The organism is Arthrobacter sp. Y3221087, assembly GCF_059089905.1.
The window spans coordinates 39,995-60,671 of sequence record NZ_JBNHFE010000002.1 but is presented as its reverse complement, the minus strand read 5'-3'; the positions used below and the strand labels follow the sequence as shown (position 1 = coordinate 60,671).

At 65.9% G+C, this 20,677-nt stretch carries 17 protein-coding genes; 10 read left to right on the top strand and 7 right to left on the bottom strand.

Annotation, left to right across the window (positions count from 1 at the left end):
• Window positions 1–267 precede the first annotated feature (267 nt).
• The gene (locus tag AC5RUO_RS10015; RefSeq protein ID WP_494103439.1) at window positions 268–1,536 is read left to right on the top strand and encodes a serine/threonine-protein kinase; all 1,269 of its coding nucleotides are present in this window, start codon (window positions 268–270) and stop codon (window positions 1,534–1,536) included.
• Window positions 1,533–2,054, top strand: coding sequence for a hypothetical protein (locus tag AC5RUO_RS10010; protein ID WP_494103438.1), 522 nt, complete (start codon window positions 1,533–1,535; stop codon window positions 2,052–2,054). Before AC5RUO_RS10015 ends, AC5RUO_RS10010 begins: the two co-directional genes overlap by 4 nt.
• 130 nt (window positions 2,055–2,184) lie before the next feature.
• Here the strand turns inward: AC5RUO_RS10010 and AC5RUO_RS10005 are convergent, their stop codons facing one another.
• A complete protein-coding gene (locus AC5RUO_RS10005) occupies window positions 2,185–4,404 on the bottom strand; it encodes an NADP-dependent isocitrate dehydrogenase (protein WP_494103437.1) in 2,220 nt (739 codons plus the stop codon).
• A gap of 331 nt (window positions 4,405–4,735) precedes the next feature.
• Here AC5RUO_RS10005 and AC5RUO_RS10000 point away from each other — a divergent pair, with 331 nt between their 5' ends.
• A complete protein-coding gene (locus AC5RUO_RS10000) occupies window positions 4,736–5,695 on the top strand; it encodes a trypsin-like serine peptidase (protein ID WP_494103436.1) in 960 nt (319 codons plus the stop codon).
• Window positions 5,679–5,876 (top strand): hypothetical protein, encoded by a 198-nt coding sequence (locus AC5RUO_RS09995; RefSeq protein ID WP_494012166.1) that lies wholly within the window; start codon window positions 5,679–5,681, stop codon window positions 5,874–5,876. Before AC5RUO_RS10000 ends, AC5RUO_RS09995 begins: the two co-directional genes overlap by 17 nt.
• A 134-nt stretch (window positions 5,877–6,010) precedes the next feature.
• On the opposite strand, the gene purH is transcribed toward AC5RUO_RS09995, so the two are convergent.
• On the bottom strand, window positions 6,011–7,696 hold the full coding sequence (gene purH, locus AC5RUO_RS09990) for a bifunctional phosphoribosylaminoimidazolecarboxamide formyltransferase/IMP cyclohydrolase (RefSeq protein WP_494103435.1): 1,686 nt from the start codon (window positions 7,694–7,696) through the stop codon (window positions 6,011–6,013).
• 142 nt (window positions 7,697–7,838) lie between these two features.
• On the opposite strand from purH, the gene AC5RUO_RS09985 reads away from it, so the two are divergent.
• The gene (locus AC5RUO_RS09985) at window positions 7,839–9,191 is read left to right on the top strand and encodes an MFS transporter (protein ID WP_494103434.1); all 1,353 of its coding nucleotides are present in this window, start codon (window positions 7,839–7,841) and stop codon (window positions 9,189–9,191) included.
• A gap of 67 nt (window positions 9,192–9,258) precedes the next feature.
• On the opposite strand, the gene AC5RUO_RS09980 is transcribed toward AC5RUO_RS09985, so the two are convergent.
• The gene (locus AC5RUO_RS09980; protein WP_494012169.1) at window positions 9,259–10,194 is read right to left on the bottom strand and encodes an endonuclease domain-containing protein; all 936 of its coding nucleotides are present in this window, start codon (window positions 10,192–10,194) and stop codon (window positions 9,259–9,261) included.
• Window positions 10,195–10,313: 119 nt separating this feature from the next.
• Complete coding sequence (gene purN / locus AC5RUO_RS09975) at window positions 10,314–10,892, bottom strand: phosphoribosylglycinamide formyltransferase (RefSeq protein ID WP_494103433.1); 579 nt, start codon at window positions 10,890–10,892, stop codon at window positions 10,314–10,316.
• Window positions 10,893–10,931: 39 nt separating this feature from the next.
• Here purN and AC5RUO_RS09970 point away from each other — a divergent pair, with 39 nt between their 5' ends.
• Window positions 10,932–11,363, top strand: coding sequence for a hypothetical protein (locus AC5RUO_RS09970; RefSeq protein WP_494012171.1), 432 nt, complete (start codon window positions 10,932–10,934; stop codon window positions 11,361–11,363).
• A gap of 21 nt (window positions 11,364–11,384) precedes the next feature.
• Here AC5RUO_RS09970 and AC5RUO_RS09965 read toward each other — a convergent pair whose 3' ends face one another.
• Window positions 11,385–12,698: a cell division protein PerM gene (locus AC5RUO_RS09965; protein WP_494012215.1), complete on the bottom strand. Its 1,314-nt coding sequence runs from the start codon at window positions 12,696–12,698 to the stop codon at window positions 11,385–11,387.
• A gap of 472 nt (window positions 12,699–13,170) precedes the next feature.
• Window positions 13,171–14,022, bottom strand: a complete 852-nt coding sequence (locus tag AC5RUO_RS09960; RefSeq protein WP_494103432.1) for a DUF2382 domain-containing protein — start codon at window positions 14,020–14,022, stop codon at window positions 13,171–13,173.
• Window positions 14,023–14,283: 261 nt separating this feature from the next.
• Here AC5RUO_RS09960 and AC5RUO_RS09955 point away from each other — a divergent pair, with 261 nt between their 5' ends.
• Both AC5RUO_RS09955 and AC5RUO_RS09950 read left to right on the top strand, forming a co-directional pair.
• A complete protein-coding gene (locus AC5RUO_RS09955) occupies window positions 14,284–15,453 on the top strand; it encodes a glycosyltransferase family 4 protein (protein WP_494012173.1) in 1,170 nt (389 codons plus the stop codon).
• Window positions 15,453–16,871 (top strand): UDP-glucose dehydrogenase family protein, encoded by a 1,419-nt coding sequence (locus AC5RUO_RS09950; RefSeq protein ID WP_494012174.1) that lies wholly within the window; start codon window positions 15,453–15,455, stop codon window positions 16,869–16,871. The genes AC5RUO_RS09955 and AC5RUO_RS09950 overlap by 1 nt, the downstream gene beginning before the upstream one ends.
• Before the next feature lie 6 nt (window positions 16,872–16,877).
• On the opposite strand, the gene AC5RUO_RS09945 is transcribed toward AC5RUO_RS09950, so the two are convergent.
• Window positions 16,878–17,744: an HAD hydrolase family protein gene (locus AC5RUO_RS09945; RefSeq protein ID WP_494103431.1), complete on the bottom strand. Its 867-nt coding sequence runs from the start codon at window positions 17,742–17,744 to the stop codon at window positions 16,878–16,880.
• Window positions 17,745–17,965: 221 nt separating this feature from the next.
• On the opposite strand from AC5RUO_RS09945, the gene AC5RUO_RS09940 reads away from it, so the two are divergent.
• Window positions 17,966–18,235 (top strand): GlsB/YeaQ/YmgE family stress response membrane protein, encoded by a 270-nt coding sequence (locus AC5RUO_RS09940; protein ID WP_494012176.1) that lies wholly within the window; start codon window positions 17,966–17,968, stop codon window positions 18,233–18,235.
• 167 nt (window positions 18,236–18,402) lie between these two features.
• Window positions 18,403–20,592: a sensor domain-containing protein gene (locus tag AC5RUO_RS09935; RefSeq protein ID WP_494103430.1), complete on the top strand. Its 2,190-nt coding sequence runs from the start codon at window positions 18,403–18,405 to the stop codon at window positions 20,590–20,592.
• Window positions 20,593–20,677: the final 85 nt, after the last annotated feature.

Below are 20,677 nucleotides of genomic sequence, written 5' to 3'. Positions count from 1 at the left end.
ATCAGACAACGCCTGCGCCATGCGCCTGAAGCGGCAGCAACCAGCAGGCTGAAGGAGAGGAGGGCCGCCTAGAAGCACCAAAATCAGACGCAAACATGTCCTCAGCACACATGTCCTTGTGGCTGGTGGTCCGGTGGCGAAAGCACCTGTTTCGCCTCCGGACCACCGGTATGCCCCCACCGGTACATCCGGACCAATCGCTAGTTCGGCCGTAGCCCCCGTATAATTTGAGTACGACAGTGCCGCAGCGCACCGGGAGGAACGGTCATGGTGGCGGAATCGCCTAGCTCCATTACGAATGAAGTGGTTGGCGGACGTTATCGGTTGGGTGAAGTTATTGGCCGTGGCGGAATGTCATCCGTGTATTGTGCCCGGGACGAAAACCTGGGCCGCGATGTAGCCCTCAAGCTCTTCGCACCGCAGGCCCCGGACGCCGATGAACTAAAGCGCCAGGAAGCGGAAATCCAGCTTCTGGCCACACTGAATCATCCGGGCCTGGTCACCCTTTTCGACGCCGGGATCGATGACCGCATACCCGACGAGCCTCGCCCGTTCCTCACCATGGAACTGGTGGAGGGCCAGGACCTGCGCACCCGGATCCGGCACAGCACCGTCCCGCTGGAGGAGTTGGCCGTCATCGGCGCGGGCATCGCCGACGCCCTGGCCTACGTCCACGGACTCGGCATTATTCACCGGGACATTAAGCCCGCCAACATCTTGTTGGTCCAGATCCGTCCCGGCGAGCCGCTGCGCCCGAAGCTGACCGACTTCGGCATCGCCCGGATCGCCGATTCAACCAGGCTCACGGCGACCGGAACCATGGTGGGAACGGCCGCGTACCTCAGCCCTGAACAGGCCATGGGACAGCCCCTCTCCCCCGCATCCGATATTTATTCGCTGGGCCTCGTGCTTTTGGAATGCATCAAGGGCGTGGTGGAGTACCCGGGCGGCGCGGTGGAGTCTGCGGTTGCCCGCCTGCACAGGGCACCCGAGATTCCGGACGACGTCCCCTCCGAATGGGCAGACCTCATCCGCTCCATGACCGCCATCGAGCCGCTGGAGCGGCCAGCCGCCGCGGACATCGAAACCGCGCTGCGGCAGGCTTTGGTGTCACCGGCCTCGACCCCCGGGGAGCTGGCGCCGGAAACAACCAGGGTGCTGCCCGCCATGCCTTTCCACCCGCCTTCCATCACTGCCGAGGAATCGGTGGAAGAGATCCGCGCGGCGGCTGCTTCCCCCGATAAATCCGCACCTGCAGCAGCACAGGAAGAACCCGCAGCAGCCCGCCCTGAACCGCAGGACGCCCAGCCTGCATCGGCCGACAATCCTGCCGCAGGACCTTCCTTGCATCCGCAAACCCGGACTAGGCGCTTTTGGTTGGCCGTGGTCATGGGGCTGGTGGTGGTTGCCGCGGCTGTCGCCGCGGTCCTGATGACCCTCAACGCCCAGTCTCCCGCCGACGTCGTGCCCTACCCCGAGGTGACCGGCGTCCTGGGTAAGCATTTGGAAGAATTGCAGAAAAGCGTGGAACCGTGAGGTTTAACCGGGGCAACCGGCTGGCCCTTGCCTGGTCGGCCACCCTGGTGGCAGCAAGCCTGCTCACCGGCTGCGCTACCGCGGAAACGGGACTGCAGCGTGATGCTGCCCGCCAGCTCCAGGCCCGGGTCCTTGAGGTGACGCAGGCTTCGTCGCAAAGCGACCCTGCGGCAGCCCTGAAAGCCCTGGACGGGCTCGAAGTCGAGCTTGAAGCTGCCCAGGCAAAGGGCGATATTTCGGAGGAACGACGGCGGAGCATCACCACCATCGCCACTGCTGTGCGCGCAGACCTCGAGGATGCAATAGCCGCGGCGGAAAAGGCTGCAGCGGATAAGGCCACGGCTGAGCAGGCGGCAGCTGATCAGGCCGCAGCTGAGCAGGCCGCTACCCAGGCTCCTCCCCCGCCCGTCCAGGAGCCGGCACCCGCTCCGGTGCCGGAGCCCCAGCCGCAGGAGGCCGACAAGGACGACGACAAGAGGGACGACAAGAGGGACGACAGGGGCAAGGGCAACGACTAAGCCGCTGCAGGCTCTGATCTGGCCTAAATTCGGCTCAGCCACCATTTACCTGTCATGACGAAGGAGGCGGCGCCCCGTTTACCGGGGCACCGCCTCCTTTGTCTTTACGGCTGCCGCAGCAGCACTTCACCTAGTTCAGGGTGGCAATGACCTTGTTCAGGGTGGCCGACGGGCGCATCACTGCCGAAGCCTTGGCGTCGTCCGGACGGTAGTAGCCTCCGATGTCCACGGGCGAACCCTGGACCTCGGCCAGCTCGCCAACGATCGTGTCCTCCTTCGAGGCCAGCTCGTCGGCGACGGAGCTGAAGGCGGCGGCGAGGTCGGCGTCGTCCCTCTGCTTGGCCAGTTCCTCGGCCCAGTAGCGTGCGAGGAAGTAGTGGCTGCCGCGGTTGTCGAGCTCGCCGGCGCGGCGGCTCGGGGACTTGTTCTCCAGCAGGAAGGTGCCGGTGGCGCGGTCCAGGGTGTCTGCGAGGACCTGTGCGCGGGCGTTGCCCGCCGTGGTGGCCAGGTGCTCGAAACTGACGGCCAGGGCCAGGAACTCCCCGAGGCTGTCCCAGCGCAGGTGGTTTTCCTTCAGGAGCTGCTGGACGTGCTTCGGCGCGGAACCGCCGGCGCCGGTTTCGAAGAGGCCGCCACCGTTCATCAGCGGAACAACGGAGAGCATCTTGGCGCTGGTGCCCAGTTCCAGGATGGGGAACAGGTCCGTGAGGTAGTCGCGGAGGACGTTGCCGGACACGGAGATGGTGTCCTCGCCCTTGCGGATCCGCTGCAGGGTGTAGGCGATGGCCTTGACCGGGGACATGATCTGGATGTCCAGGCCCTCGGTGTCGTGGTCCTTCAGGTACTCGTTGACCTTGGCGATGAGGTTGGCGTCGTGGGCGCGCTCCTCGTCCAGCCAGAACACGGCGGGGGTCTGGGAGGCGCGGGCGCGGGTGACGGCCAGCTTGACCCAGTCGCGGATGGGGAGGTCCTTGGTCTGGCAGGCGCGCCAGATGTCGCCCTCGGAGACCTGGTGTTCGATCAGGACGTTGCCGGAGCCGTCAACGATCTGGACGGTGCCCGGCTCCTGGATCTCGAAGGTCTTGTCGTGGCTGCCGTATTCCTCTGCGGCCTGCGCCATGAGGCCAACGTTCGGCACGGTCCCCATGGTGGTGGGGTCGTAGGCGCCGTTGGCGCGGCAGTCATCGATGACAACCTGGTAGATGCCGGCGTAGGAGCTGTCCGGCAGGACGGCCAGGGTGTCCGCTTCCTTGCCGTCCGGGCCCCACATGTGGCCGGAGCTGCGGATCATGGCCGGCATAGACGCGTCCACGATGACGTCGGACGGGACGTTCAGGGTGGTGATGCCCTTGTCCGAGTCCACCATAGCCAGCGCGGGACCGTCTTCGAGGCCCTTCTTGATGAGCGACTGGACGCCTTCGCGCACGTCCTCGGGCAGGTCTTCGAGGCTGCTGAGGATGGCGGCCAGGCCGTTGTTCGGGCTGATGCCGGCGGCGGCGAGCTGCTTGCCGTAGGTCTCGAAAAGCTCCGAGAAGTAGGCCTTGACCACGTGGCCGAAGATGATGGGGTCGGAAACCTTCATCATGGTGGCCTTCAGGTGTGCGGAGAACAGCACGCCCTCTTCCTTGGCGCGGGCAACCTGGGCCTTGAGGAATTCGTCCAGTGCGGCGGCGCGCATGACGGTGCCGTCCACAACCTCGCCGGCCTGGACCGGGAAGGCCTTCTTCAGGACCTTCACGGAGCCGTCTTCGCGGACCAGCTGGATGGCGATGGTGCCCTCGGACTCGATGACCACGGACTTCTCGTTGGAGCGGAAGTCGTCCTTGCCCATGGTGGCCACGTTGGTCTTGGAGTCTGCGGTCCAGGCCCCCATGGAGTGCGGGTTCTGGCGGGCGTAGTTCTTGACGGACAGTGGAGCGCGGCGGTCCGAGTTGCCCTCGCGCAGGACCGGGTTTACGGCGGAGCCCTTGATCTTGTCGTAGCGGGAGCGGATGGCCGTCTCCTCATCCGAGGAGGGGTTGTCCGGGTAGTCCGGCAGTGCGTAGCCCTGGCCCTGCAGCTCTGCAATGGCGGCCTTCAGCTGCGGGATGGACGCGCTGATGTTCGGCAGCTTGATGATGTTGGCTTCCGGCGTCTTCGCCAGTTCGCCCAGTTCAGCAAGGGCGTCACCGATCTGCTGCTCCGGGGTGAGGTAGTCACCGAACACGGCGATGATGCGGCCGGCGAGCGAGATGTCGCGGGTCTCCACCTCCACACCTGCGGTCGAAGCGAACGCCTCGATGATGGGCAGGAACGAATAGGTAGCCAGCATCGGCGCTTCGTCGGTGTGGGTGTAGATAATCTTGGACATGCGCGGGCGTCTCCCTGTGGGTCGGCTTGGTTGTGAAATGTCGGTCTATTTCACCATCTACAACTTACCCGAGGACGCGGGTTTGAACCTTACCGGCGCCGCTTGATTACCCCGCGGTGAGCAGGATTACAGCGATGCAGAACAGCCGACGGCGGCACGCATCCGCGTGCCTTCGCGCCGTCGAAATAAGCCTGCCTTTCCGCGCCGATAACGGGCATAAGGCCCTACATGATACGTCACTACTATTTACAAACTTGTCATGAGACGGTAAATTCGCTACGTCACTCTCCGGCCCGCCCCGGGGCCGAGACCCCGTTCAGACAGGACACCAATGACACGCACCAGGTCTCTCGCTTCGGGCTTCCTGAGCCTTTCAGCCGCCGCCGTCCTGGCAGTTGCCACGGCCGGCGGAGCCTCAGCCGCACCGGCCACAGAAGACAAGAACACCCCGGCCATAGCCAGCGTCACCGTCGACGGCACCGGCGCGGCCGAATACTGGACGGCGGACAAGATGAAGGGCGCCATCCCGGGCGATGTTTTGGCCGGCAAGGCCCTGGAACGCGGCAACCGCTCAGCTGTTCCCGTCGAAAAGGGAAAGGGCTCGCAGGTCAGCCCCACGCGCGGCAAGCAGACCATCGCTGCCAGTGAGGCCCCGGTGAAGCACATCGGGAAGGTCTTCTTCACCCTGGGTGGCGCGAACTATGTGTGTTCTGCCAACGCGGTGTCGTCGGTCAATAAGAGCACGGTAGCGACGGCGGGGCACTGCCTCAACGAGGGCCCGGGTGCGTTCGCCACGAACTTCATCTTTGTTCCTGCCTACGACAACGGGGCTACGCCGTACGGAAAATGGACGGCCCGGAAGTACTTCGCCCCCACCCAGTGGAGCGCCGGCGGGGACATGGCCTACGACACCGGCTTCGCCGTGATGAACCGGCTGAACAACCAGAACTTGACCGACGTGGTTGGCGGGTCCGGCGTCGCCTTCAACCAGGCGTACGGCCTCACCTATAAGTCCTTCGGCTACCCCGCGGCCCGCCCGTTCAACGGCGAGACCCTGAAAAGCTGCACCGGAACGGCCAGCCCTGACGGCAACAACCCGCAGTTCGGCACGCAGGGCATCCCCTGCGACATGACCGGCGGCTCGTCCGGCGGCCCGTGGTTCATTGGCACCAGCTCCTCCGGCGTCCAGAACTCCGTTAACAGCTACGGCTACACCGGCTCCAGCGTGATGTACGGCCCGTACTGGGGCACGGCCATCCAGGCAACTTACCAAAGTGCAGCACTCTCCTAGCAACGAATCCGGCCAGGACCCTTCGGTCACCCGCAGCGACGTGACGCAGACGCACGAGGAGATCCTCGAGTACTGGACAAAGCAGCGGATGGCAGAAGCCAAGCCCCGGGAGCTCCGGCTTCCGGCGGAGGGTCCGCGTCTCAAGCAGAGGGACGCGGACGCTGGTGAAGCCGGGTCCTAGACCACCTGCCCTTAACGATGACGGCGCCTGTCCCCTTCGCGGGGACAGGCGCCGTCGTCCATTCTGCAGGCGCTGGGCCCACGCCGCCCGGGTTCCCTGGCCGAGCGGCAGCGAGGTTAGGGACCCGGCGGGGATCAGTGGAAGAAGTGGCGCGCACCCGTGAAGTACATGGTGATGCCGGCCGCGTTGGCTGCCGCGATCACTTCATCGTCCCGGACGGAACCGCCGGGCTGGACCACGGCCCGGACGCCGGCGTCGATCAGGATCTGCAGCCCGTCGGCGAACGGGAAGAACGCGTCGGAGGCGGCAACGGCCCCACGGGCACGCTCAGGGGCGTTCGAACCGCTGGCGTTGGACGCGCCGCCGGCACCGTCGACGTCGGACTCCACCGTCACGCCCAGCGTGTTGGCCCGCTCCACAGCCAGGCGGCACGAATCCAGGCGGTTGACCTGGCCCATGCCGATGCCGACGGCGGCACCGTCAGCGGCAAGCAGGATGGCGTTCGACTTCGCCGCCCGGCAGGCGGTCCAGGCGAACGCAAGATCCGCGAGGGTCTTCTCGTCCGCCGCTTCACCCGCTGCGAGCGTCCAGTTGGCAGGGTTGTCGCCGTCGGCGTCCACTTTGTCGCTGACCTGGACCAGCATGCCGCCGGACACCTGGCGGAACTCCGTGGGGTACCGGCCGTAACCCTCGGGCAGGGCGAGCAGGCGGATGTTCTTCTTCTTGGAGAGAATCTCAACGGCTTCCGGCTCGAAGCCCGGGGCGATGACCACCTCCGTGAAGATGTCCTTGACGGTGTTGGCCATGCCGGCGGTGACCGGACGGTTGGCTGCGATCACGCCGCCAAACGCGGAAACGGGGTCGCAGGCGTGGGCCTTGGCGTGCGCATCTGCAATGGGGTCCGCGGCGTCCGCGGATCCCACGGCCACGCCGCAGGGGTTGGCGTGCTTGATGACGGCCACGGCGGGCTCCCCGAAATCGAAGGCTGCGCGCAGGGCGGCGTCGGCGTCCACGAAGTTGTTGTAACTCATGGCCTTGCCGTGCAGCTGGTCTGCCTGGGCGATGCCTACCGGCGCGGCCTTGTCCACGTATAGGGCTGCCTGCTGGTGCGGGTTCTCGCCGTAGCGCAGGACCTCGGAGCGCTCCAGCGAGAGGCCGGCGTAGGCGGGCCAGTCGATGACGCCGTCGCCGTCCTCGTCCAGGAACTGACTGGCCGTCCAGGTGGCCACGGCGTTGTCGTAGGAAGCGGTGTGGGCGAACGCCTTGGCGGCCAGCCGGCGCCGGGTCTTCAGGTCGAAGCCGCCCTCCGCGGCCGCGGCAACCACCTGGCCGTAGAAGGAGGGGTCCACCACAATCGCGACGGCGGCGTGGTTCTTTGCTGCCGACCGCACCATGGCAGGGCCGCCGATGTCGATCTGCTCGACGACGTCGTCCTGGGCCGCGCCGGACTTGACGGTTTCCACGAACGGGTAGAGGTTCACCACCACCAGGTCGAAAGGTTCTATCTCCATGCGGCTGAGCGTTTCCATGTGGGCGGGCACGCGGCGGTCCGCCAGGATGCCGCCGTGGACCCGCGGGTGCAGCGTCTTGACGCGGCCGTCCAGCATCTCCGGCGAGCCGGTGACTTCCTCAACCTCCTGGACAGGAATGCCGGCGACGGCGATCTTCTTGGCCGTGGAGCCGGTGGAGACCAGCTTCACTCCAGCTGCGTGCAGGCCCTGGGCGAGTTCCTCCAGACCGGTCTTGTCGTATACCGAGATCAGCGCCCGGCGGATGGGAACACGGTCAATGGATACGCGCTCATGCTGCGTGAAGCTCACAAATGTCTCCGTCTTATCTCGCGGATCAGTGCCGCGGTTGGTGGGGATAGGGCCAGTTTATCGCGAAGCGCAGGTTGCCCCGCGTGTCAGCCTGAGTGTGAACGCCAGTGGGCCCGGCTAAAGTTTTTCCCAGGAGGCTGCGATGAATACTTACACCACTGTGCCGAGCGGCGAGCAGGTGGTCCAGGAACTGCCCTGGCGATGGAAAGTCCAGGGCAGGATCTTCCTGATCGGCGGGCTCGGGTTCATGTTCGATGCCTGGGATGTGACCCTGAACGGCATCCTCATTCCGCTGCTCTCCACGCACTGGGCACTGACTCCGGGTGAAGTGGCATGGGTGGGAACGTCCAACCTCATCGGCATGGCCCTCGGCGCCTTCGTCTGGGGCACCATCGCGGACACCATCGGGCGCAAGAAGGCATTCACGGCCACGCTGCTGATCTTCTCGCTCTTCACCGTGTTCGGTGCCTTCTCCCCCGACTTCATCTGGTTTTGTGTGTTCCGGTTCATGGCCGGCTTTGGCCTGGGCGGGTGCATTCCCGTGGACTATGCTCTGGTGGGTGAGTTCACGCCACGGAAGCAGCGCGGCAGGGTGCTGACCGCCATGGACGGCTGGTGGCCCATCGGAGCCGCGCTTGCGGGCTTCGTCTCGGCGGGCCTGGTGGCCCTGTACGGCGACTGGCGCTTCACCATGCTGGTGATGGTCCTGCCAGCACTGCTCGTCTTCTGGGTACGGCGGAGCGTGCCGGAGTCACCGCTGTTCCTGATCCGCCAGGGCCGGCGGGAGGAGGCCGCCAAGGTCATCGACGGCCTGGTGGAAGCAACCGGGGCCGAGCCCCGCGCCTACAGCCTGCCGGACGCCAAGGACGTACCGCGGCTCTCCGCCGGCAGCGCCTGGACCCAGCTGCGGTCCGTGTGGCAGTTCAACTGGAAGATCACCGCTGCGGCATGGGCGCTGTTCTTCAGCATCCTGCTGGTCTACTACCTGTCCCTGACCTGGATGCCGCGCATCCTCATCGGCGCCGGCTTCGCGGAGTACAAGGCGTTCGTGACCACCGCGTCCATGGCCGCCGTCGGCCTGCTGGGTGTGATCGTGGCCGCCCTCCTGGTGGAGCGGGTGGGCCGTAAGTGGATCCTGGCCATCACCGGTCCGCTGTCCGCACTGACGCTGGTGATCGTGGCGTTCGTGGTGGACATCCCCACAGCGGCGGTGTTCTGGCTGCTGGTGTTCGGGTTCGTGGTGCAGGTGGCCATTCCGGTGCTGTACGCCTACGTGTCCGAGCTCTACCCCACGGAGCTGCGCGGCAGCGGCTTCGGCTGGGCGTCCACGTTCTCACGGCTGGGCGCAGGCTTCGGCCCGCTCATATTCGCCAACTACTTCTGGCCCGAGCTGGGGCTCGCAACATCCTTCGCCCTGGCCGGCGGGCTGGTGCTGCTGGCGGTGCTGTGGATGGCGTTCTTCTCCCCAGAGACCAAGCAGCGCCGCCTCGAATAGCCCTCCCCCACCCAACTAACTCGCAGTTAACGTCGCGAAACCGCACTTTCAAACCGTTAATTGCGAGTCAGTTTGATGCCCAGCCGCGGGATCGAAGCGCGCGGACGACTTTCCCAACGGCCGCCTTTGCCTCGTTTTCCATATGACGCTTGGAAATCCTGACCACGAGCCAGCCTGCCCGGAGGAAGTCCTCCTCCCGGGCGATGTCACGGACTATTTGGTCCGTCTCCGAGTGCACCTCGCCGTCGTACTCTACGGCAACCTTCAGTTCCGGATAGCTCAGGTCAGGTTGGCGTACGACGCCGGCCCCCAAGGGGGTGGGCACGTTCAGTTCGGGTTCTGGCATACCAGCGTATTCCAGTGCCAGCCTAAGTCTCGTTTCCGGGGCGGAGTCCGCTCCCACCCGTGCCAATTCCAAAGCCAGCCGGGCTTTCCGGATGCCCGGTGTGCCCTTGTGCCGATCCAGCATCTCCTCAAGATCTTCCGGTGTAGCGTACGGCGCATCCCTTCCTTCGAGCGCCAGCCTAGGTATCCGGAGCAGATGGTCAGCCACAACTGTGATTTCCTCTACTGACATCCTGCGGGCACAGTCGAGCCATGTGCGGACTCTCGAAGTGACGAGGAGCCCTTTGTGACTGACGATCTCGTCCTGGAAGAACTGCCCGACATGTCCAGTCACACCGCGGCGCCGCACGATTGCCATGGTGTCCGGGCGGGAGATATGGATGGTCGGACGGTCGGCCCCTGGCAGGTATCCGGGAAAGCGCCAAAGAGCGAAGGCAGATGCATGGGAGGCGGCCGAAAATGAGGTGACCCGCGTGTAGGGCCTGATGCTTGAGAAAACGCTCTCCTCGATAGCAGCAACAGGGACACGAATCCCTCTTGATGGGATGGAGAAGCCCCTATAGCGCAGGCGCCCTGTACTGACACCGGCATCAATCGCTTGGGCGACAGTAAACGGCAGCATTCCGAGGCCTGCCGGTAAGGGTGGGGGAATCCTCATGCCCCATGGTTGCAAGAATTGAGGCGGCGCCCCTCGGTTTATCCACAGGAGTACGCGCGCCGTGGATGTGACTGGCAGTTAACGTCGCGAAACCGGTTTTTCGCGACGTTAACTGCGAGTCAGTTGGGCTGGGCGGGGGCGGCGGCGAGGTCTGCCAGGGTGGAGACCAGCAGCCGGCGCTCCACCACCTTGATCCGTTCATGGAGGGTTTCCTCGGTGTCGGCGTCCTCGATGGCCACGGCTTCCTGGGCGATGATCGGGCCCGTGTCCACGCCGGCGTCGGCCCAGTGCACCGTGCAGCCGGTAACTTTCACGCCGTATGCCATCGCGTCCCGCACGCCATGGGCGCCCGGAAAGGCGGGCAGCAGCGCCGGGTGGGTGTTCAGGTATTTCCCGTTGAACGCGTCGATGAACTCCGGGCTCACGATCCGCATGAACCCCGAAGACACCACAACGTCCGGCTCGAAGGCAGCCACAGCCTGTGTCAGCGCGCTGTTCCACTCCGCCCGGTCCGGGTATGCCTTGAAGTCCACCACGAACGTTGGGATGCCGGCGGCGGCGGAGCGCTCCACGCCGTAAGTCCCCGGGCGGTCGGCACCCACAGCGGCGATTTCCACGTCCAGTTCGCCGGCCTTCACCGCGTCAATTACTGCCTGAAGATTGGACCCGGTGCCGGAAACGAGGACTACGATGCGCATTGGTCTAGCTTATGGGCAGCCTCGCGTAGGCTGGAAAACATGAACAGCAACCCCGAACCGGCGCAGCAGCAGCGGACCAGAGCTCCGCTCAGCGAGGCGGCAAAAGCCTCGCTCGCCAGGACCCACACGCTGTTCCGGATGTTCGTCGTCTCAGTCCTGGGCGCGTTCTTCGTCTACCAGCTGGACGTCAACTACCTCTGGCTGACAGCCATCCTCACGGCCGCCAGCCTGGCCCTGGGGGTGGTGCTGTTGATCCGGGCAGCGAGGTTTCGGGAGTCCAAACTAGTCCTTATCGGCACCATCTCAGGGATGGTGGTTGCGGCCATCCTGGTGCTGCTGATCGTTGTTACAGCAGTTTTCTTTGGGGAAATCCGTGACTACCAGGCGTGCGTGGGCCGGGCGCTGACGGACCAGGCCCAGACTGCGTGCCGCGTACAGCTTGAGAAGTCGCTGCCCGCGCAGCTCCCCTAGGACCCACAAAAGGCATCCACACTAGTGGATCAGTTCTGCATCCGCTTCTTTTGCGGCCCGCTCGCGTTCCAGCCAGGGTCCGGCTGCGTAGCCGATGACGACGCCGGCCCCTACCTCGGCTGCCACCCACACTCCCGTCCACAAAGGGTCGGGCCCGATCTCCGTCAGCCGTCCGATCCCGGCCGAGCCCCGCGCCATCCACGCCAGCGCCATGGTCAGCAGCCCGGCCGCGAGCCCGGTCAGTGCGCCGAGCACCAGGGTGGAGACGGTGGCCGTAAACCAGCGCGCGCGGACCTTGATGGAAAGCCACTCGTCAAAGTGGTTTTCGCCTTCCCGCAGGAACCACCACCCGGCCAGGACACCGGCAAGAACCGGGGCGATCAGGGCAACGAAGGCATAATCGAGCGGCCCGCTCGGAATCGCCGCCAGGACGGGGATGGAGGGCAGCGGTCCGACGGCGGTGCCGAGCGGACCAACCTGGGAGCCCACCCCCATCGCAAAGCCCGAACCGGACGTCCACGCGAGGGCGAAGACCACCAGGTTGGGCAGGTAGCCGAGTTGCGCGACGGTGAGTGCCGCGCCTCCGATGGCGCCGGCGTCGAGCGCTTCATAGACGGCGACCACGAGGTTCCAGTGGATGAACAAATCCACGGCCAGCAACGCAGAAGCAAGTGCCAGGGCGGACACCACGCCCACAAAGCCGGCTTTGGCAGCGGAAGCGAGGTACGAGCCGGCCCAGCGGGAATGCTGGCTGGTGCGTGAAATCCAGTCCACGGCGTCGACGCCGATCAGCCGGCTCCAGGACCCTGCCTCACGGCGGGCCCCGATCACCATTCCCAGGGCGTAGGGAATCAGGGGGAACAGCATCGCGTGCCCCAGGTTAATACCGACGTCGGCCGTGCGGCAGACAAATCCGGTAGCGGCACCAAAGGCGGAGTAGACAAGCCACGATCCGAGGAGCGCCTGCCAGAGCTGGTCCGTGTAGGACGCCCGCGCCAGGCGCCGGCCCGCGCGCCACGCCAGCAGGAACGGGATCAGGGTCAGCCCCAGGGGAACGAGCGTCAGGAGGCCGGCGTCACCGCGGGCCGCGGTGTCCGATCCCGCGGCCGTGAGTGCGAGCGGCACGCCATGGACCAGCAGCCAGGACTGCCCGGCGAGCCGTGCCAGAGTTTCGAACTGCCCGTCCCGGAAGCCTGCAGTCGCCCAGACGGCAATGATCGGTGCGATCACCACGAGCGCGGAAATGACCGCTGCCTGGGCTGTCTCAAGGGCACCCTGCAGCCACAGGGGCATGGGGAGGCCACGGTCTCCGGTCTGGTCGGCGCGCAGTTTCATCGTGTCCATGGTGTCACGGCGGGTCCGCCAGGCCCGGAAGCGACAGGCTTCCGGCCCGCATCAACCGAGACTTACATGGCTTTTCCCGGCGCTTTTTACAGGGGTCCGCCGTAAAATGGGATTTACTGCAAGCGCCGGCACCGCAAAGGTGCATCGAGAGTACGCCTGGCCCCTGTCGTGTGATCGAACAGCAGCATCGCGAGCAGGCCAGCGAGGGCCCGGAAACCGTAAGCCGGGAAACAGGAGCCGCGAATGAGAGATGAACACTAAGTTCTGAAGATATTCGTCCTACTGGCTGGTGCAGTCACCGTTTCGGCGGAGGCTGCACCAGCGTTTTCATATTTCTGCAAGCACAGCGACGCCGGGAGCCCCCAAGTAGGCTCCCGGCGTCGTCTGTTATATACGGCGGATTGCCGCAAGTCCCTTCGCGAGCGCTGTCAGCGGCGCGTCAAGACCTTTTGCTGACGTCCAACTACACGCGGCGGTCGCGGTCCACGCCGTCAGCATCAATTTGTTCCTTGCGGACTTCCTCATTGACCGTGACGTCATCCTGGACGACGTCCTTGTCCAGGCGGACGCGCTCCACCGGGACAGCTTCCTTCTCCACCACGGGGCGCTCCTCATGGAGGGTCACCTCGTGTTCTTCCTCGCTGATGTCCGGTCCGGACATTGCAGCGCCGCGGTTGGCCTCGGTGATGGGTTCGCGCTCCAGGCGGACCTCCTCACGCTGCACGGGTACGGTCTTGGTGACGTTTTCCGTGGTGACGTACTTCCGCAGCCGGACGCGGCCGGTGGCTTCGCGCTCGGTGCCGACGTGCAGCCGTTCCTCGGAACGGGTCATGGCATCGTCGGTGTTGGGGCCCGAGGTGTCGTGGCCCACCGTTCCACGATCGGTGTCGCGGTCAGTGAAGTCGCGGTCCCGGCCGATGCCGGCTGTGGGGGTGCCGGTGTTAAGGTCGGCATCGCCCTGGAGGTCCACATCATTCCGGGACTCGGAGTAGGTGCGGGCTCCGCGGTCGTAGTAGGTGTAGAGGCGATCCTCTTCCTCGGGGGTGAGGTGGCCGTCCACGTCCACGCGGGGTGCGTCCTTGACGTGTTCCTTGGTGTACGGAACCACTAGGTCATCGCCCTGGGTGTGCGCGCCTTCGACGGGGACGAAGGACTGGGAGGTGCCGAAGAGCCCCGTCTTCACAGTGACCCACGTCGGTTCACCCGTGTCGTCGTCCGCGTACAGCTGGCCAATCGAACCAATCTTCTCGCCATCGGAGCCGATGACGTTGCCGTTCCGGTTGAGCAGGTCTTCAATGTTTTCCCGATTGAGCATGACGTCTCCTTGGATGTGTCGTTGCACTGGGTTTTCACCAGCTGCGGATGGTCCGGTGCAGGGGTTGCCCGCTCTCCGGCCGGGCCCCGGCTGCTTGAGGCTTTTGTGCTGGCTGCCCCTCTACCGTAAGCATGCTTAGCATCATATGCAAAGCCTACTTAGTAATTTTTTTAAACCGGACCGCCTGCCGTTCACCCAAGCTTTCCCTCCGGGTAACGCGTTCTCCCCCGCCACGTCAGGGCCAGAGCCCACGGTGGTGGGGTGAGGATCGCAATTGTTGCTGAATCATTCCTGCCGCTGATGAACGGGGTAACGCACTCCATCCTGAGGGTGCTGGACCACCTGCAGGACCGGGGCGATGACGTCCTGGTCATTGCGCCGTCCACCCAGGACGGAGACGCGCCCGATCAGGTCAAGGGTGCCGAGGTCCATCGGCTGCCCGCCGTGCCGCTGGCGGGATACACGAATGTCCGGGTGGCGATGGGCGGTGTGTACCGGGTCAAGAGAATCCTTGCCGACTACGCACCGGACGTTGTCCACCTTGCCTCACCGTTCGTCCTCGGCTGGCGGGCGGCGCAGGCAGCACGTCAGTTGGGGATCCCCACCGTGGCCATCTACCAGACAGAGGTTCCCAGCTATGCGGCCCGCTACGGGGTGCCCTTCCTGGAGAACTGGGCCTGGAACCGCGTGGAAAACATCCATTTTCTGGCCTCCCGCACCCTGGTGCCGTCCACGTTCGCGCTGAACCAGTTGCGCGGCCGCGGCATCCCCCGGGTGCAGATGTGGCGCCGCGGCGTGGATACCGCCCGGTTCTCGCCGGAAAAGCGCGACGACGGGTGGCGGGCTTCGGTGGCCCCCGGCGGCGAGCGGATCATCGGCTACGTTGGCAGGCTCGCCGTAGAGAAGCAGGTAGAGGACCTCGCAGCCGTCGCCGGGATACCCAACACGAAACTGGTGATCGTGGGCGACGGTCCCCAGCGGGCCGCACTGGAGGAAGCCCTGCCGGCTGCCGCGTTCACCGGATTCCTGGGCGGCGAGGACTTGGCACGCGCCATGGCATCCTTCGACCTGTTCGTCCATCCCGGCGAGTTCGAGACGTTCTGCCAGACCATCCAGGAGGCCATGGCATCGGGTGTGCCGGTGGTGGCCACGGGCCGCGGCGGCCCCCTGGACCTGGTGGAGAACTCCCGGACGGGCTGGCTCTACGAACCGGGTGACCTGTCCGCCCTGCGCGCCCGCGTCCTGGACCTGATGGGTGATGACGCGAAGCGCGGGGCGTTCGCCGCTGCAGCCCATGCGTCAGTGCAGGACAGGACCTGGCCTGCACTCTGTGCCGAACTGGTCCGCCACTACAGGGACGTCCTGGCGGACGCACCGGCAGGACGGACATCCGGGTCCTGGACATCCGCTTCAAAGACAGGGGCAGCATAATGAAAATCTCGGTCATCGGCTGCGGCTACCTTGGTGCCGTCCACGCTGCCACCCTGGCGTCGATGGGCCACACGGTGGTGGGCATCGACGTCGATCCCGCCAAAGTTGAACAGCTGGGCCGCGGGGCCGCCCCCTTCCACGAGCCCGGACTGGACGAACTGCTCCGGGACGGGCACAGCAACGGCAGGCTGCGCTTCTCCACGGATGCCTCGGATGCCAAGGATTCGCAGGTCCACTTCCTCTGCGTCGGGACTCCCCAGGACAAAACGTCCGACGCCGCCGACCTCACCTTCCTGGTCTCCGCCGCCAGAACGCTGCTGCCGCACCTGGCGGCGGGCGCCGTCGTCGTCGGTAAATCCACCGTGCCCGTGGGCACCGTTCAGATGCTCCGCGGCGTCCTGGCCCGGCGGCCGGACGTGCTGCTGGGCTGGAACCCCGAATTCCTCCGCCAGGGCACCGCGGTCAAGGACTCGCTGGTGCCTGACCGGCTGGTCTACGGCGTGGACGGCGGCCGGACCGCCGCGTTCAACCCGTCCACCGGCGCGCCGCTGGGCGTGACGGCCGCGCTGGATGCGGTGTATGAGCCGCTGCTCCGGGCCGGGATTCCGCGGCTGGTCTGCAATTTCGCGACGGCGGAACTCATCAAGTCGGCGGCTAACGCGTACCTGGCCACCAAGGTCAGCTTCATCAACGCCGTGGCCGAACTCTGCGACGCCTCCGGGGCGGACGTGGGCGAACTCAGCGAGGCGATGGGCCTGGACCCGAGGATCGGGAACCGGTACCTGCATGCCGGGCTGGGCTTCGGCGGCGGCTGCCTGCCTAAGGATATCCGTAGCTTCCGGTCCCAGGCCGCCGGGCACGGCGTCACTGCCGTGGAGGACTGGATGCGCCTGGTCGACTCGGTGAACCTTGGGCAGCGGTCCCGGACGGTGGACCTGGCAGCGGAGCTGTGCGGCGGAACCCTGGCCGGCCGTTCGGTGACCGTGCTTGGGGCGTCCTTCAAACCGGACACGGATGACATCCGGGACTCCCCCGCCCTTGACGTGGCGGACAGGCTCGCAGCCGCAGGGGCACACGTAACGGTGACGGATCCCAAAGCGGTGAACAATGCCTGGCGGCGGTACCCCCGGCTGCGGTTCGAAACCTCCACCGGACGTGCGCTCGAGGGCGCGGAACTGGTCCTGCTCCTGACAGAGTGGGACGAATACCGGCAGCTTTCCCCCACCATTGCCGGCGGGCTTGTCCGACGGCGGGTGGTGCTGGACGCACGCAACGTGCTGGACGCCGCTGCCTGGCAGGCAGGCGGCTGGGTGGTGCGCGGCCTGGGTACGGCGGCCGGGACGTCAACCGGCAGTGCCGCACCCGCGGTACCTGCCGCACCTGCCGCTGAACGCGTACCGGCCTCCCGGGCGCGGTAAGACCTTTTAAGTAAGCAGCCCCAGTTCGGCGAATGCGAGCGCCACGCCGTTGCCGGCGGGGCCTGGGGTAACCCGGTCTGCGACTGCCAGCACGCCCGGGTGGCCGCCTTCCACGGCGATGCCCGTGCCAGCGTACTCCAGCATCTCGATATCGTTGGCGCTATCCCCGATCGCCACGATGTCTTCCCGCTTCAGCCCCAGGCGCTGCTCCAGCACCTGGATCCCCAACGCCTTGTGGGTTCCGGCCATGTAGATCTCCCCAGCGCGGTCGCCCAGCGCGGAGAGGGAGCTCGGGATCAGCCCCACCCCGGGACCAAAGTCGTGCATGAGGTCGGTCAGCGGCACCGGCGAGTCGAAGCAGGAGATTTTGGCGAAGGATACGGACGTGAGGTCGTCGCCGTACTGCATGGGTCCGAGGATGTCTTCAAGGGGATCCACGTCGGTGCTCAGGACGCCGTCGTGCTGCGGACGTCCGGCAAAGATGGGTCCCAGAACCTCCCGCAGGCGCTGGTCCACGCCGGTGCGTCCGTGCAGCGCCTCGGGTGCTTCCAGGATGTAGGCGGCGTTGTTGGCGTCCAGGGTCTCAACGATGCGGGCAGCCACGCCCGGCTCGAAGCGCGAGTCCTTGAGGATCTCACCGTCCATTTCCACCCGGGCACCGGCGCCGGTGATCACGCCGTCGAATCCCGCCGCCAAGATGTGGCCGGGGACCATGGACAGCGGGCGTCCGGTGCAGACGAATACCAGGTGGCCGTTCCGGCGCGCGGCCTGGACGGCCTCAACGTGGGCTTCCGGGGCCAGCCCGTGGTCGGCATAGGTACCGTCGATGTCGAGGAAGATGGCACGCGGCCGGACGGTTCGCTGGCTGGACATGCCGGACTCCTTGGTCTGTTACGGGGACCGTTTCATCCTATCCAAGGCGGGAACCGCGGCAGATTATTGCCGTTCAGGGCCCCCAAAACCCTGCGGCCCGACGGGCAAAGTGATAGCCATCCTGTGATGTTTGAAGCCTTGCAGGCAAGTAAGCACACTGATTGAATTAGCACACCGGAATATGGGGGCCCGGCACAACTTACTGACTAAGGAGTGACAACATGGGCATTCTCGGATTTCTCATTTTGGGCCTGATCGCCGGAGCTATTGCAAAGGCAATCCTGCCGGGCCGCCAAGGCGGCGGCTGGGTGATCACCATGGTCCTCGGGGTTGTCGGGGCCATCCTCGGCGGCTGGATCGGTTCGCTGATCTTCGGTGGCGGGCTGGCGGAATTCTTTGACATCCGCACCTGGCTCCTGGCCATCCTCGGTTCCGTCATTGTGCTGCTGGTCTACGGGGCAGTCACCAACCGCAGCCACCGCAGGGTGTAGCCGCACCATAATTCCCAACGCAAAACGCCGTCCTCCGTTTGGGGGACGGCGTTTTTGCGTCCCGGCCTTCCGGGAGCAAACTTCCGGATAACTTAATGGGAACCGATTTCCCCTTTCCGGGTGAAAGTCCCAGGTCCGCATTTATGATGTGCGAGGGGGGTGGTCTCATGGCTGATTCAAGCCACGCGGAAAATGTGGCGGTCCGGGCATTCAGTGCAATCCTGGACGCGAATCCGGACGCCCTTTTGGCCCTTTCTGCGGACGGCACCATCACCATGGCCAATGCCGCGGCGGCCCGGCTCTTCGGGTTTCCACCTGAGGAACTGGCCGGCCGCAACTACCGGACGCTGCTGGCCGGCGGGTTCGGTGACGACGTGGACCGGCTGCTCCGCCGGCTTGCCCTCGAGCCCGGCCGCTACCCACCGCCCGTGGAGATCCGGGGGAAGCATCGCGACGGTACGGAATTCCCCGCGGAGGTGGCGTGTTCCCTGGTTCCTTCCGGCGGGCGCGATGAGGCAGTGGGCCAGGCAATCCAGCCCACGCAGGCGGGGCACGACGGCGGGATGCCCGCCGGTACGTGCCTGCTGCTGTCCGTCCGGGGTACGTCACACCGCCAGGCCGCGGACGCGGACCTGCGGGAGGCCATGTCCCTGCTCACGGCCACCTTGCAGTCCACCGCCGACGGGATCCTGGTGATTAGTTCCGAGGGACACGTGGCCGGCTTTAACGACCAGTTCCTCACCATGTGGAACATCCCGGCGGAGCTCCTAAAGGGCGACAGCGAAGAACCCATTATGCGGCTGATCGTTTCGCAGCTGGCGGACCCCGCTGCCTTCATGGCCCGGCTGACAAAGCTGGAAGAGGACCCGGCAGCCGAAAGCCACGACGTCCTGGACTTCAAGGACGGCCGGACCTTCGAGCGGTACTCCCGGCCGCAGCGGGTGGGCGAGAACGTTGTGGGCAGGGTATGGAGCTTCCGCGATGTGACGCCGCGGCGGAAGGCCCAGGAACAGGCCCAGCAGGCCATGCTGGACCTAGCGGCGCAAACAGAAAAACTCCGTGCCATGGCCTTCCAGGACCCCCTGACCGGGCTGGCCAACAGGGCAGTCTTCAACGACGCCCTAGCCGAGGCGCTGCAGGAGCCGCGGCTGAAGGCCGTGGACGTCCTCCTCCTGGACCTCGACGACTTCAAGGAAGTCAACGACATCCTGGGCCACCAGGCCGGCGACGACATGCTGATCGAGGTATCGCGCCGGCTCCGCGGCTGCGTCCCCACCGCCGACGTCGTGGCACGCCTGGGCGGCGACGAATTCGTGGTGCTGCTCACCGCCTGCCCCGACGCCGATGACATCGCTGCCTGCATCGTCCGCTGCCTGCATGTACCGCTGACCATCAACGGCACGGTGCTGCGCCCCCGCCTCAGCCTGGGGCTCGCATCGCTGGCCCAGGACAGCGTGGGCCCGTCCGAACTCCTGCGCCAGGCGGACATCGCTATGTACGCGGCGAAGGCCGCCGGCAAGAACCGGTTCCTGCGGTTCCACCCGGACATGATGACTGCACTCGTGCAGCGCACGGACATGGAAAGCGCCCTGCAGCTGGCCGTTCCTCGCGGCCAGATCACCGTTGACTTCCAGCCCATCGTGTCGCACCGCATGGGGCAAGTGGTGAAGTTCGAGGTGCTGGCCCGGTGGGACCGCGGCGGCGAGCGGGTCCCGCCGTCGATCTTCATCCCGCTGGCTGAGCGCACCGGACTCATCAACGAAATTGGTGCGGAGGTGATGGCGCTGGGGATGGTGCAGCTGGCACGGTGGCTCAGCGAGGATCCCTCGCGGTCCCTCGCAGTCAACGTCTCCGGGGCCCAGCTCCAGGACCCTGAGTTTGCCCAAGGGGTGCTCCACCTTGCGGAGGCCAGCGGCGTGGCGGCCTACCAGCTGGTGCTGGAGGTGACCGAGAGCGTGTTCTTCGACGCCGACTGCAGCCTGATCAGACAACTCAGCTCGCTGCGCGACGCCGGCGCCCGGGTGGCCCTGGACGATTTCGGAACCGGCTACTCCTCCCTCGGCAGGCTGCAGGACCTTCCCGTGGATACGGTGAAGATCGACAAGACCTTCGTGTCCATGGTCCGCACCGGCGAGGAACGCCTGCCCATCCTTAGCTCCATGATCAACATGGCCCACAGCCTCGGCCTGACGGTGACGGCGGAGGGCGTGGAAACGGCGGCGCAGGCGGACTACCTGACAGCACTGGAATGCGACTCCCTGCAGGGGTACCTGTTCTCGCTCCCCGAGCCAGGTGAACGTCTGGACCACGCCCTGCGGCGGGCCGAGGAAGCCCTCCAGGCCCTCAATGGGAGGTAAGTTTCAGGCACAGGCAGCCCGCCGCCCTTGAGGTGTGAGGGATACCATAGGGAGGCGTCTCCACCCAGGTCTCGGGTGGGCCCGG